This window comes from Streptomyces capillispiralis, assembly GCF_007829875.1.
GTDB classification, from domain to species: domain Bacteria; phylum Actinomycetota; class Actinomycetes; order Streptomycetales; family Streptomycetaceae; genus Streptomyces; species Streptomyces capillispiralis.
Window position 1 is genome coordinate 3,186,941 of record NZ_VIWV01000001.1, and the last position, 13,835, is coordinate 3,200,775.

At 76.8% G+C, this 13,835-nt stretch carries 9 protein-coding genes; 3 read left to right on the forward strand and 6 right to left on the reverse strand.

Annotation, left to right across the window (positions count from 1 at the left end; translation table 11 throughout):
* Positions 1-73: 73 nt before the first annotated feature.
* The 5 genes from FHX78_RS37150 to FHX78_RS13260 all read right to left on the reverse strand — a co-directional run bounded on the left by FHX78_RS37150 (position 74) and on the right by FHX78_RS13260 (position 8,548).
* Complete coding sequence (locus tag FHX78_RS37150) at positions 74-2,233, reverse strand: hypothetical protein (RefSeq protein ID WP_189908513.1); 2,160 nt, start codon at positions 2,231-2,233, stop codon at positions 74-76.
* A 201-nt stretch (positions 2,234-2,434) separates the two neighbouring features.
* Complete coding sequence (locus FHX78_RS13245; protein WP_145867658.1) at positions 2,435-3,580, reverse strand: hypothetical protein; 1,146 nt, start codon at positions 3,578-3,580, stop codon at positions 2,435-2,437.
* Between the two features lie 230 nt (positions 3,581-3,810).
* Positions 3,811-5,010, reverse strand: coding sequence for a vWA domain-containing protein (locus FHX78_RS13250; RefSeq protein ID WP_145867659.1), 1,200 nt, complete (start codon positions 5,008-5,010; stop codon positions 3,811-3,813).
* The gene (locus FHX78_RS13255; RefSeq protein ID WP_145867660.1) at positions 5,007-7,394 is read right to left on the reverse strand and encodes a DUF5682 family protein; all 2,388 of its coding nucleotides are present in this window, start codon (positions 7,392-7,394) and stop codon (positions 5,007-5,009) included. The genes FHX78_RS13250 and FHX78_RS13255 overlap by 4 nt, the downstream gene beginning before the upstream one ends.
* Positions 7,391-8,548 carry an ATP-binding protein gene (locus FHX78_RS13260; protein ID WP_145867661.1) on the reverse strand — a complete coding sequence of 386 codons (1,158 nt, stop codon included), beginning with the start codon at positions 8,546-8,548 and terminating at the stop codon, positions 7,391-7,393. Before FHX78_RS13260 ends, FHX78_RS13255 begins: the two co-directional genes overlap by 4 nt.
* Before the next feature lie 132 nt (positions 8,549-8,680).
* On the opposite strand from FHX78_RS13260, the gene FHX78_RS13265 reads away from it, so the two are divergent.
* Positions 8,681-10,036 (forward strand): SWIM zinc finger family protein, encoded by a 1,356-nt coding sequence (locus FHX78_RS13265; RefSeq protein ID WP_145867662.1) that lies wholly within the window; start codon positions 8,681-8,683, stop codon positions 10,034-10,036.
* A 112-nt stretch (positions 10,037-10,148) separates the two neighbouring features.
* A complete protein-coding gene (locus FHX78_RS13270) occupies positions 10,149-11,774 on the forward strand; it encodes a DUF5691 domain-containing protein (protein WP_145867663.1) in 1,626 nt (541 codons plus the stop codon).
* Positions 11,775-12,130: 356 nt separating this feature from the next.
* Here FHX78_RS13270 and icmB read toward each other — a convergent pair whose 3' ends face one another.
* Positions 12,131-12,547, reverse strand: coding sequence for a coenzyme B12-dependent isobutyryl CoA mutase small subunit (gene icmB, locus FHX78_RS13275; RefSeq protein WP_145867664.1), 417 nt, complete (start codon positions 12,545-12,547; stop codon positions 12,131-12,133).
* A gap of 413 nt (positions 12,548-12,960) precedes the next feature.
* Here icmB and FHX78_RS13280 point away from each other — a divergent pair, with 413 nt between their 5' ends.
* The gene (locus FHX78_RS13280) at positions 12,961-13,827 is read left to right on the forward strand and encodes an esterase/lipase family protein (protein ID WP_145867665.1); all 867 of its coding nucleotides are present in this window, start codon (positions 12,961-12,963) and stop codon (positions 13,825-13,827) included.
* Positions 13,828-13,835: the final 8 nt, after the last annotated feature.

Here is a 13,835-nt window from a genome sequence, read left to right on the forward strand (position 1 = left end):
ACGGCCGACCTGCCGAGGACGGCCGACCCGCCGGGGACGGCCGACCCGCCGAGGGCCGCCGGTCGCGGACCGGTCAGACGCTGTACGTGCCGCCCTGGTGGTACTGGCCCTGCGCGTAGCCCGGGGTGACCGACTCGGCGACGCCCTCGGTGCCGGTGACCGCGTGCCCGGCGAGCAGGTCGGCCTCGCCCCGGACGGTGCCCGACAGGTCCTGCGCGAAGGGGGCGGTCTGCCCGCCCACCCCGTACGCGAACGGAGCGGCCTGCGCCGCGACCCCGCCCGCGAAGGGCTGGGCCTCGGCGGCGACGCCGTACGCCAGCGTGGAGGCGCTGCCGCCGATGCCGTCGGCGACGTGACCGGCGGTCCCGGTGGCGGTGTCCACGACGGGCCGGACGGTGCCGGTGACCCCGGCCGCGAACGGCGGCACCTCACCGGCGACGCCCTGCACGAACGGGTCCACCTGCCCGGCGGTGCCGTACGCCGGCGGCGGCACCTCCGCGACGACGCCGCCCGCGAAGCGACGCACCTCGCCGGTGACGCCGTGGGCGAGCCCGTCCGCGTCCTCGGCGGCCTGCCCGGCGACGGGCAGCACACCGTCCACCGCCGTGTGCACCACCGGCGGCAGCACCGCGCCGGTGGCGTCGGCGGCGGCCCACCGGGCCTGGCCGGTGGCGTACGCCGTCAGGTCGGCGGCGGCCGTACCGGCCGTGTACCGGGCGTCGGCGACGGCGCCGTGGGCGAGGGGCGCCGCGTCGGCGACCGCGCCGCCGGCCACGGCCCGCACGTCGGTGACGGCACCGGTGGCCACCGACGGCACGTCCCGCGCCACGTCGTCCGCGACCGGACGGACGTCGCCGACGACGCCGTACGCCAACCCGGTCGCGGCGTCGACCGCGTGCCCGGCCGTCCGTCCGGCGCCGGTGACCGCGTACCCGGCGACCGGGGCCGCCCCGTACGCGGTGTGCGCGGCGGCGGACGCCGCTCCGGCGCCCGCGTCACCGGCGACCGGCACGACACCGGCGGCGGTGTGCCCGACGAGGGGCGCGACTCCGGCCACGGCCTGTCCGGCGGCCGGCACGGCCCACGCGACGGCCGCCCCGGCGACCGGCGGCACGACAGCGCGCGCGGTCTCGTCGGCGACGGCGGAGACGGCGCCGGTGACGTGGCCCGGAACGCCGGACACCGTGCCGTACGCGGCGTCCGCGACGACGCCGGCCTCACCCACGACGGCGGTGGCAGTGCCGGTGACGTGACCCGGGACGCCGGACACCGTGCCGTAGGCGGCGTCGGTGGCGGCCGTGGCCTCGGTCCGGGCTATGCCGGTGACGTGGCCGGCGGCCGTCGTGGCGGTGCCGGGGAGCGTCCAGGCGGTGGCGCGGGTGGCGTCGGCGACGGCTCCCGCCTCGCTCACCACCGTGCCGGTGACGCCGCCCGCGGTGGCCGTGACGGTGCCGGGGACACCGGAGACGGTGGCGTGCGCCGCGTCGGCGACGGCCGTCGCCTCTCCCTCGGCGGTGCCCGTGGCACGGGCCGCGGCGGCGGAGGCGGTGCCGGTGACCCGGGTGGGCACGCCCCGGACGGCGGCACGGACGGCGTCGGTGACGCCGCCGGTCCCGCCCTCCGCGGTGCCGGTGGCGTCGGCCGCGCGGTGCTCCAGGCCGTCGGCGGTGTCCTGGACGGCGGCGAGGGCGTGGCGCTCCAGCTCGGGCGCGAAGGCGGCGAGGGGGCCGAAGAGGTAGTCGACGGTGTCGTGCTCGGTGATGGCGGCGGCCAGGTCGGACACGGCCGCACCGGCGGTCGCGTCGGCCTCACCGGCCGCGTCCCCGGCCTCGCGCTGCGCCTCCTGCGCGGCACGCGCGGCCTTGGCGCCCTGGAAGGCGGCGGCGCCCTTGAGTTCGGAGGCGCGCGGGGCGGTGGCGTCGGACGCCGTCGCCCGGACGGTGGCCCCGGCCTCGGTGACCGTGTCGCCCGCCGTGCCGGTCGTGCCGGCCACCGTCCCGGTGACCGACTCGACGACCGTGCCGAGCATGTCGGTGATGCCGCCGGCGTCGGCGGAGTCCACGGCGTCGGTGGTGTCCGTGGCGTCGACGCCGATGCCGATGTCGGCGCTCGCGTCCGGAGCCGAGACGGACAGCACGGGCAGTTCGTCCGCGCTGGCGGCGGCCGAGCTGAGGGCCCAGGCCCCGGTGACACCGGCGGCGATGACGATGGAACGTCGGATGTTCTTGTTCATCTGTGCGTCAGATCCCTGGATCTTGAGGTTCCGAGAGCCCGGTCGCATGGGCGCGGGGTCGGAAACTGGGGCATGTCCGGCCGCCGGGAGAGGTCCACAGGGGGTGCTCCGGCGGCTTCCGTACGGGACACAGGGGGTGTCCGGACGGGCGGGCGGGCTGTGCCCTCGCGCGACAGGGTCGCGGCGAGGGAGGACATGCCCCTACGCGGGTGAGACCGGGACGTCCCGGTAGCGGTCCCGCGTCCCCGTGGCCTCGACGTGCGCGAGGGCGCCGGGCACGAGCCGCGGCGGGGGCCGGTGGAAGGCGGTGACGGCGCACGGGTCAGCGTGCCGCGACGAACCGTTGTCGGCGGCCGAACGCTGTCCCGCCGTGCCGTCCGGGCGGTCGGCGGGAGCGTGCGGTGCGGGGGCAGGCTGAGCGGGAGCCGCCTCGGCAGCGGCCCGGCGCTCGTGGTCGCCGTGGGGCGCAGCGCCCACGCCGGTGAACTGCGGGCCTTCGGCGACGCGGCCGGCCGGTCGGTCCGGGGCCGGCACATCGGCCGGCGGGGGCGTCGCGGCGCCCGGGTGCGGGCCGGGCGTGTACGGCTCGGGAAGGGGGTGCGCCGGTACGGCCGGCAGCCCCGGGACCTCCGGCAGCGGGGCGGGCTGCTCCAGGCCGGGCAGTACGGGCAGACCAGGAACATCGGGCAGACCGGGCACGCCGGGCACGCCAGGCACACGGGGAAGGTCCCCCGGTGTGCCGGCCAGGCCGCCGCCCGTCACCGCGTCGGCCACTTCCCCGACCGTCGTCCCCGCGACCCGCTCCCCGACGGACCGGACCACGGACCCGCCCAGCGCACCGGCCGAACCGACCGCATCGAACGGACCGCCGGCACCACCCGCACCGCCGGCACCACCCGCACCGCCCGAATGGAACGGCCCGTACGAGGCAGTCGCACCGGCCCCTTCGGCCGCTCCGGCCCCTTCGGCCGCTCCGGCCCCTTCCGCCTCGACGGCGTCGGCCAAGTCGGCCACGGCGTCCGTGCTGCCCGCGTCCGTCCCGCCCGCGTCGGCCGGGTCCGGGGACGACGTCCCACGGGCGTCACCGCCCCGCTCGCGTGCCGTCGGCTCGGTCCGGGTGTCCGGGTCGGCCCGCGACACCCGCCCGTCGGAGGACGGACCGCGGGAGAGGGAGACGGACGACGTCTCCTCCGCCGGGGCGCCGTCCGCCGCCTGCGCGCGCTCCCCGCACAGCACGCCGAGCACGAACACGCCGCCCACCAGCAGGGCGACCTGGAGCGCACGCCGCCCGGCCACCGTGCGCATCGCGCGCACAGCGGCACCGGACAGGACGGCTGACCAGGTCAAGGCGGGCGGTTCCTCCCGGGACGGCGGGACGAGGGGGACGCGGCGTGCGTCGGGCGGGGGCCTGGGACGCCTCATGCGTCGTATTCGAACGGCGCCGATCCTCGCACGCGACTCCCGAGGTCGCGCAAGCCCGCCGCCACCGATGGGCAGTCATGTCCGTGTTTGACGGCCCAAGTCGGACGGTGCCGAGCCGGCACCTCGTCACCGCCCCCGACCGGTCCGACGCGCGCTCACACCACGTCGGGTATCGGCAGTGGCCGCTTCTCGATCGCCGCCGCCATCACCTCCGGGAACAGATCGGGGGTGCAGGCGAACGCCGGTGTCCCCAGCGCGGCGAGCGCCGCCGCGTGCTCCCTGTCGTAAGCGGGCGTGCCCTCGTCGGACAGCGCGAGCAGGGTCACGAACCGCACCCCCGACGCCTTCATCGCCGCCACCCGCTTGAGCATCTCGTCGCGTATCCCGCCTTCGTAGAGGTCGCTGATCAGCACGACGACCGTCTCGGCGGGCCGGGTGATCCTCGACTGGCAGTACGCCAGCGCCCGGTTGATGTCCGTGCCGCCGCCGAGCCGGGCGCCGAAGAGCACGTCGACGGGGTCGTCCAGCCGGTCGGTGAGGTCGGCGACCGCCGTGTCGAACACGACGAGCCGCGTGCTGACCGACCGCATGGACGCGAGCACCGCCCCGAACACCGACGCGTACACGACGGACGCGGCCATCGACCCGGACTGGTCGACGCACAGGACGATCTCCTTCTTCACCGACCGCGCGGCACGCCCGTGGCCGACGAGCCGTTCGGGCACGACCGTCCGGTGCTCCGGGAGGTAGTGCTTGAGGTTGGCCGCGATGGTGCGGTTCCAGTCGATGTCGTGGTGGCGGGGCCTGCTGACGCGGGCGCTGCGGTCGAGGGCGCCGGTGAGGGTGGCGCGGGTGCGGGCGGCGAGCCGCTTCTCCAGGTCCGCCACCACCTTGCGCACCACCGCCCGCGCCGTCTCCTTCGTCGTCTCCGGCATCGCCTGGTGGAGCGACAGGAGCGTGCCGACGAGGTGGACATCGGCCTCGACCGCCTCCAGCATCTCCGGTTCCAGCAGGAGCGTGGCGAGCCCGAGCCGGTCGATCGCGTCGCGCTGCATGACCTGGACGACGGTGGAGGGGAAGTAGGTCCGGATGTCCCCGAGCCAGCGCGCCACCGACGGCGCCGACGCCCCGAGCCCCGCCGCACGGTCCCGGCCCGCCGACGGCTTGTCCCCCGTGCCGTAGAGCGCGGTGAGCGCCCCGTCCATCGCGGCGTCCTGCCCGGTCAGCGCGCTGCCGGTCCCGTCGGCCGCGTCACCGCCGCCGAGCACCAGACGCCATCTGCGCAGCCGCTCCCGCGCCGGGTCCGCCGTCGCCTCCACCCCGCGCGCCTCCCCCTGGTGTCCTGTGTCCCTCATCCCGCCACCCCCGCCGGAACGGCCGCCGCCGCGTCGGCCCCGTCCGTCCCCAGCAGCAACCGCACGACCGGCAGCACGGCGTCCGCGCGCGCGGAGTCGAGGCCGGGCCCGAAGCCGGGGGCACCGGCACCGGCGGTCACCGCGCTCCCGCGGGACCCCGGCCCGCGCCGGACCAGCTCGCCGAGGGTGCGCCGCACCCCTGGCTCGTACGCCGAGAACGTCCGCCGCAGCAGCGGCAGTACGTCCGTGAACGCCTGTGCGGGTACGCCCGTCAGCCAGGCGTCGACCAGCCCGAGCAGCCGCTCGTCGTGGACCAGGAGCAGTCCGCCGCCGGGCCCTCCGCCGACGAAGCCCTCGATCCACGCGGCCGCGTCGGCCGGCGGTGTGCCCGGCGACAGCACGAGCCCCATGAGCCGCGCCGCCTCGTCCCGCGCCAGCTCCCCGTCGTCCAGCAGCAGCCGCACGGACCGCCCCCGTATGACGCCGGGCACGGTGTCCCGCGCGGACAGCGTGCGCAGCACCGACTGCCAGCGGGCGCGCAGTTCCCCGTGGCCCGGTGCGGGGGCGTCGCCGAGGAGGCCCACCGCGCCGTGCACCGCGTCGACGTGCCGGCGCATCTCCTCGGCGGCGTCCGCGTCCAGGCCCGCGCAGGCCGGGGGCAGTCCGACGAAGACCCGCTCGGCGAGGCCGGCGGCGACCTCGGCCAGCGCCGCGGTGCCGGTGCCGCGCACATCGCCGTAGCGCAGCGCGCGGACCAGGGCGGGCAGGGCCCGGGCGAGACGGCCGACGTCCGTGTCGAGGGCGGCGCGGTCGGCGAGGACCCGCATCACCTCGGGCAGGGCGTCGGACAGTCCGGCCAGCAGGCAGTGCTCGGCGAGCCCGGTGACGTCGGCGAGGTCCCGCGCGGCGACGGCGTCGGCCTCGGCCCGGGCCGTCGCGGCGGCCCCCACGGTCGTCCCCCACACCCCGGCCTCGACGACCCGTACGGACAGCTCGGGCTCCCAGCGCAGCCGCCAGGTCTCCCGGAAGGTCCCGGTGCTGCCGCGCGAGGCCGTCGGCTCGCCCCAGCCGATGCCGAGCAGCCGCAGCCGGTGCAGCAGTCTGCCGCGCTCCGCGTCGGTCTCCTTGCGCAGGTCGAGCTCCAGCTCCCGCTCCGCGGCCTCCGGTCTGAGCCGCAGCCGGCGCTGGATCCGCGCGAGGTCCCGCTGCAACGGCACGGCGGGAGCCGCGGCCGGCACCTCCCCCAGCACCTCGCCGACGACCAGCCGGTCGTGCACCAGCGCCAGCGGTATGTCGGAGCCCTCGCACATCACCGCGCGTACCGCGTCGGTGGTCTCGCTCAGCCCGGGCAGCGGGCGTCCGCGCAGCGCGGCGAGCGTCTCCGCCAGCCGAACGGCCTCGATGACGTGCGCGGACGACACGGTCCGGTCCTCGGCCCGCAGCAGCCCCGCCACCTTGGTCAGCCACCGCTCGACCGGCCGGTCCGGGGCGCCGAACAGGTGCCCGTACCAGCCCGGGGAGTCGATGCCCGCGCCGTAGCCGCTCATCCGGGAGAGCCTTCTGTTGGTCCAGGGCACCCAGGTCATGTCCGCCCTCACCTTGGGCAGCCCCTTCAGCAGGGCCCGGTCGGCGGCGACGGGGGCCCCGTGCCGCAGCGCCGGCACGTGCCAGGCCCCGCACACCACGGCCACGCCGTGCTCGGACTCCCGCTGCGCCGCCCGGATCCGCAGCCGCATGTGCGCCTCGCGCACGAGGTCCCACCGGTGTTCCCCGCCCGCGCTCCCCTCGCGCAGCGCGGTCATGGCCTCCTCCAGCGCGGTGAACGGCGCGAGCGCGTCGCCGCTCCCCGCGCCCCGGTGTTCGACGACGTCCTCCCACCACCGCTCGGCGTCGTCGTACCCGGCCGCCGCGGCGAGCGCCCCCAGCGGGTCGCCCCGCACCTCCGCGCCCGTCGCGGGCCCCCTCCCGCCGCCCTCCCCCGCCGCCTTTCCTCCCTCGCTCTCCTCGCTTGCCTCGCTCGCCTCGCGCCCTTCGTCCCTGTCCCGGGCCAGCGTGTGCGCGGCGGGCAGGTCGATGAAGCGGGCCGGGACCTTGTGCTCCAGCGCCCAGCGGAGCGCGACCCACTCCGGGGAGAACCCGGCCAGCGGCCAGAAGGCGGAGCGGCCGGGCTCGTCCACGGCGTGGGCGAGCAGGGCGACCGGCGGCCGCATGTCCTCCTCGGCGGCGAGCGGGATCAGCGCGTCCGCCTCCGGCGGGCCCTCGATCAGCACGACGTCCGGCCGCGTCCGCTCCAGGGCGGCCCGCACCGCCCGCGCCGACCCGGGCCCGTGGTGCCGCACGCCGAGCAGCAGCGGCCCCGCCGCGCCGCTCCCCCGGCCGCTCACGCCGTGACCTCCCTGCACGCCCGGTAGAAGTCCGTCCAGCCGTCGCGCTCGCGGACGACGGTCTCCAGGTACTCCTGCCAGATCACCCGGTCCGCCGCCGGGTCGCGGACGACCGCGCCGAGGAGGCCCGCGGCGACGTCCCCGGCCCGCAGCACGCCGTCGCCGAAGTGGGCGGCCAGCGCCAGCCCGTTGGTGACGACGGAGATCGCCTCGGCCGTCGACAGCGTGCCGCTGGGCGACTTGAGCTTCGTACGGCCGTCGGCCGTGACCCCGTCGCGCAGTTCCCGGAAGACGGTGACGACGCGGCGGATCTCGTCGACGCCGTCGGGCACGGCCGGCAGGTCCAGGGAGCGGCCGATCTGGCCGACCCGGCGCGAGACGATCTCGACCTCCGCCTCCGGTGTCTCCGGCAGCGGCAGCACCACGGTGTTGAAGCGGCGGCGCAGGGCGCTGGACAGCTCGTTGACCCCCCGGTCGCGGTCGTTGGCCGTGGCGATCAGGTTGAAGCCGCGGACCGCCTGCACCTCCTCGCCCAGCTCCGGTATCGGCAGCGTCTTCTCCGACAGGATCGTGATCAGCGAGTCCTGGACATCGGCCGGGATGCGGGTCAGCTCCTCGACGCGGGCGGTCGCGCCCTCGGCCATGGCCCGCATCACCGGGCTGGGGACGAGAGCGTCGCGGCTGGGACCGTGGGCGAGCAGCCGGGCGTAGTTCCACCCGTAGCGGATGGCCTCCTCCGGGGTGCCGGCCGTGCCCTGCACCAGCAGGGTGGAGTCACCGCTGACCGCCGCGGCCAGGTGCTCGGAGACCCAGGTCTTCGCGGTGCCGGGCACGCCGAGGAGGAGCAGGGCGCGGTCGGTGGCGAGGGTGGTCACGGCGACCTCGACGATGCGGCGCGGGCCGACGTACTTCGGCGTGATCACCGTGCCGTCGGGGAGGGTGCCGCCGAGCAGATAGGTGGCGACGGCCCACGGCGACAGCCGCCAGCGGGCGGGACGCGGGCGGTCGTCCCGCGCGGCCAGCGCGGCGAGTTCGGCGGCGAAGGCGTCCTCGGCGTGCGGACGCAGGATCCCGGTGTCCCCCGCCGGCTCGGTGGCGGGCACGGAGCCGTTCCGGCTCGGGTCGACGGATGACGGTTCGACAGGCACGGACATGGCTGAGTCCCCCTCCAGCTCGGCCGGTTCGGATCTGCCACCAACCGTGCACCACGCCACTGACAATCGCTCTGACCTGCACGAACGCCGGGGTCAGGGTGATTGTCAGTGGCGGGATCTAGTTTCGGTGGCATGACTCAGCAGGGGGTGCGCCGGACTGCGGAGCAGGTGCTGGCCCTGGCGCCCGACTCCGCGTCCCGCGCTGCGGGAAGCAGGCTCGGCGCGGCCGGTCCGTGGTCGGGGACGGGCCGTTCCGGCGAGGGGGCGGTGTGGGGGCTGTGCGAGGGCAGCGGGAGCGATCCGTACCGGACGGTCGTCGATGTCGCGGACGCCTCCGGCCCGGCGTACCGGTGCAGTTGCCCGAGCCGTTCGGTCCCGTGCGAGCACGCGATCGGGCTGCTGCTGCTCTGGGCGAGCGGGGACGCGGGGGTGCCGCGGGGACGGGCGCCGGAGTGGGCCGAGGGGTGGGTCGCCGGCCGGCGCGCGCGCCCGGAGCGGCAGCCCGCCGCGGACGCCCCGGGCGCGCCGCCGGGGCCCGCCGATCCGGAGGCGGCGCGGCGCCGGGCGGAGCGCCGGGCCGAGCGGGTCACCGCGGGCGCGGCCGAACTGGAGCAGCGGCTGACGGATCTGCTCCGCGGCGGCCTGGCGTCGGCCGAGCAGTCCGGGCCCGGCCTGTGGGAGGAGACCGCGGCCCGCATGGTCGACGCGCAGGCACAGGGACTGGCCGCCCGGGTGCGGGAGGTGGGGGCGCTGCCTGGCAGCGGTCCGGACTGGCCGGTGCGGCTGCTGGAGGAGTGCGCGCTGCTCCATCTCCTCGGCCGGGGCTGGCTGCGCCGTGAGCGGCTGCCGGAGGGTCTCGCCGCGACGGTCCGCTCCCGTGTCGGGCTGCCCATGCCGGCGGACGGCCCGCCGGTGCGCGACGACTGGCTGGTCCTCGCCCAGTACGACACGGCGGACAGCCGTCTGACGACCCGCCGGATCTGGCTGTACGGCACGGAGTCGGACCGTACGGCGCTGCTCCTCTCCTACGGTGCGGCGGGCCGCGCCCCCGAGCTCGCGCTGCCGGTGGGGCTGGCCCTGGACGCCGAGCTGTCCGCGTATCCGGGTGCGGGCCGGGCGCGCGCGGCCCTGGGCGACCGGTTCGCGCCGGCCGCGCCGACGGCGGTGCGGCCGGCGGGGACGACGACGGCCCGGGCGCTCGCCCGCTACGGCGACGCGCTGCGCGACGACCCCTGGCTGGAGTCGGTCCCGGTGACGCTGGACCGGGTGATACCCGTGCCGGACGGTGACGGCTGGCAGCTGGCCGATGCCGGCGAGGACACCGCCCTGCCGCTCACCCCGGCGGCGCGGGCCCGCCCCGGCCTGTGGCGCCTGGTCGCCCTGTCGGGCGGCGCTCCGGTCCGTGTCTTCGGTGAGTGCGGCCACCGGGGATTCACTCCGTTGGCGGCATGGCCGGAGGGGCCCGGGGAGGTGGTGCCGCTGTGCTGAGCGGGGCGCCCGTTCCCGTTCCCGTCCGCCCCAGGAATCATTCCGGCCTCACTGGACACTCGGCGCACGTGAGGCTTCGACCGCTTCGGGACGCCCGTCGGAAAGGAAGCTCATGAGCAGGACCACCGCGGACGCGGACCCGTCCCTCCCGGACACCTGGGAGGAGCTGGTGACCACGGCCCTGCTGGGCACGGACCGGCGTACACCGGCAGGTGCCGCGCCGGGGCCCCGGGCACCGCTGGCCCTGCTGGACGCGGCGGCCCTGGCGACCGTACGGCGACGGGCCGGGCTGCGGCCGGCCCCGGCCGCGCCGCGTCCGGAACGGGCTCCCGAGGATCCGCGCCCTCCGCTGCCGCCCGCCGCCGCCCGCCGGCTCGCGATGCTCCTCGCCGACCGCCCCGGCACCCCGGGCGGGGGCCGCCGGGGCGCGGCACCGGATCTCATGGAGCTGCTGCCCCAGTGGCTGGCGGCGGCGAACGCCCGCGGTTTCGCGGCGCCCCCCGCCGCGCTCCCCGCCCTCCTCGACGCCGCACGGGGCCGGACGGACCTGCGCCCGGCGGCACTGCGCTTCGCGGGCCCGCGCGCCCTGTGGCTGGCCCGGCTCAACCCGGACTGGCGGTTCGCGCTGCGCTCCACGGGCGGTGGCCCGTCCGCTCCCGGCCCGCACGACAAGGACGGCATACGGCGGCTGTGGCGGGAAGGGCTCTTCGCCGAGCGGGTCGCCCTCCTCGCCGCCCTGCGCTCCCGCGAGCCGGCCGCCGCCCGCGACCTCCTCGCGGCGACCTGGGCGACGGAGCGCGCGGAGGACCGGCTGATGTTCCTGGACTCGCTGCGCACCCGTCTCTCTCCGGACGACGAGCCCTTCCTGGAGCAGGCCCTGGCCGACCGCAGCCGCAACGTACGGGCGACGGCGGCCGAGTTGCTGTCGTCCCTGCCCGGCTCGGCGCTGGCCGAGCGGATGGCGGTCAGAGCCGGCGCCTGTGTGGCCGTGGACCATACGGGGGACGTACCGACGATCGCCGTCGAGGCACCGCACGAGTGCGACGCGGGCATGGAGCGCGACGGCGTGGTGGCCAAGGCCCCCGCGGGCCGGGGCGAACGGTCCTGGTGGCTCGGCCAGTTGGTGGAGGCGGCCCCGCTCGACAGCTGGCCGCGGCGGCTCGGCGGGCGTACGCCCGAGGAGATCGTCGCCCTGCCGGTGGCGGACGACTGGCAGGCCGAACTGCACGCGGCGTGGTGCCGTGCGGCCGTACGGCAGCGGAACGCCGCGTGGTCCCGGGCGCTGCTCGGGGAGCCCTCCGCTCCGGAGGCGGGCGGCCCGGGAGCGGTGTCCCTGGCCGAACGGGCCCAGCTGCTCGGCACGCTGGAGGCCGGCGAACGGGCGCGGTGGGTGGCGGGGTTCATCGAGACGCACGGTCTGTCCGAGGCGTTCCAGCTGCTCGGGGTGTGCGCCGTGCCCTGGGCCGCGCCGGTCGGACGGGCGGTGGTCGACGCGCTCAACATCGCGCGGGACGCAGGGAGTTATCCATGGAGTTTCAGCGGAGTCATGGGCCTGGCGGAACGCTGCCTCGACCCGTCCGAGTCCGGCCGCCTCGACGCGCTGCTGGCGATACCGGACGAACCGGAGAACGCGTCACCGGGAGCAGGCGGCTACTGGTCGGAAGCCTTCCAACGCCTGGTCACCACCCTGCGCCTACGAGCGGCCATGCTCACGGAACTGACCCCGCCCAGCCCCTGACCACCACGCCCCCGACGACCGGGGCCGGAACGGGGCACGCTGCCCCACCGACGACCGGTGCCGGGCACACCGCCCCACCGATCACCGGGACCGGCACCAGCGCCCGCCCCCGGCAGGACGCACCGGCCACCGCCCGCCGGAGCCCTCCGGCCGCGCCAAGGAGCCCACGGGCCGCCGCGCGTCCACGATGCCCCGCGGCCCGCCGCCCGATGATCGGGGACCCCGGCCGGGCAGCACGCCACCCGGCGGGCGGGAAACCGGCGGAGGCACGGCCGCCCGAAGACGTCCGTACCCGCCGCGCCCAGCGCCCGCCCGAGCCCGGAGAGACAGCCTCCCCCGCAGCGCGGAACGGCCCGCTACGCCTGCGCCGGCTGGCGTACGTTCGCCCGGACCCAGTCGACGATCGACGCCGTGGTCGCACCGGGCGTGAAGATCTCCGCGACGCCCTTCTCCTTCAGCGGGGCGATGTCCGCCTCGGGGATGATCCCGCCGCCGAACACCAGGATGTCCGCCGCGTCCCGCTGCTCCAGCAGCTCGATCACCGCCGCGAAGAGCGTGTTGTGCGCACCGGACAGGATGGAGAGCCCGATCGCGTCGGCGTCCTCCTGGATCGCGGTGTCGACGATCTGCTCGGGGGTCTGGTGGAGCCCGGTGTAGATCACCTCCATACCGGCGTCGCGCAGCGCCCGCGCGATCACCTTGGCCCCGCGATCGTGGCCGTCGAGCCCCGGCTTGGCCACCACCACGCGGATCGGACCGGCTGCCACACCCATCACTGCCTCCATGAAGCGACTACATCCATCCGTAGCGACAAGTACCGCACACATCCGCCACGCCGTACACCGCGTACGGGAACCCGGGCCCGAACCGGCCGGGGAAGTGAACGAACGTTATCTCCAGCATCCCGCACGCGGCCGTTTCGCGGTGCGCGGGGAGGGGCAAATCACACGGTGGGACACGTTCATCGCGCAGCGTTCCCGGGCCCCGAGGCCCGTACCCCGTCCGGCCGTGCGGCACTCGGGCTTCGGTGGGACCATGCGCACAAGGGATTCGCACCGAGGCCGCCGTACCACCGCGCCCCCTCCAACCCTCGCTCGCGCGCACCGTCGACCGCCCTCGCAGCGCTTTCCCACGAGGGCACCCGGGGGACGAGGCCGTCCTCCCGCGTGCCGACAGGAGGTCGGCCATGAAGGTCACCCAGGCAGCTCTCCCCTTCCTGCCGCTCTGCCGTCGCCTCGTGCCGCCCCGGCTGGCCGATCTCTCCCTGGCCCTGCTGAAGGCGACCGCTCTGGAGCTGGCGATCCTCGCGGGCCACCTCCTGCTCTATCCGGCCGGCATCATCCAGGAGCGCCGGGGTGCGCCCCCCGCGCTGCCCGCGCCCGACGGCACCGCTCAGCTGCCGGCACGGGCCAAGCCGCCGGTCGTGCTGCTGCACGGCTTCATCGACAACCGCTCGGTCTTCGTCCTGCTGCGCCGCAGCCTGGCCCAGCACGGCCGGCAGCAGATCGAGTCGCTCAACTACTCGCCCCTGACCTGCGACGTCCGCATCGCGGCCGAGCTGCTCGGCCGCCACATAGAGCAGGTGTGCGAGCGGACGGGCAGCCGTCAGGTGGACGTGGTCGGGCACAGCCTCGGGGGGCTGATCGCGCGGTACTACGTGCAGCGGCTGGGCGGTGACACCCGCGTACGGACGCTCGTCACGCTGGGCACGCCGCACTCCGGCACCCGCGTCGCGCCGCTGGCCAACGCGCACCCCATCGTGCGCCAGATGCGCCCCGGCTCACCGGTGCTCGAGGAGCTCGCCCTGCCCGCCCCCGGCTGCCGTACGCACTTCGTGGCCTTCTGGAGCGATCTCGACCACATCATGGACCCGCTGGAGGCGGCGTGCATCGAGCACCCCGACCTGTCGGTGGAGAACGTGCGGGTGAGCGGCGTCGGCCATCTCGCCCTGCCGGTGCACCCGGCCGTGGCGACCGGCATACGCCAGGCCCTGGACGCGGCGCGTCCCGGCGAGCCGTCCACCGGCCACGGCGGGGGCCTGACGGTGGCGTGAGGCGGACG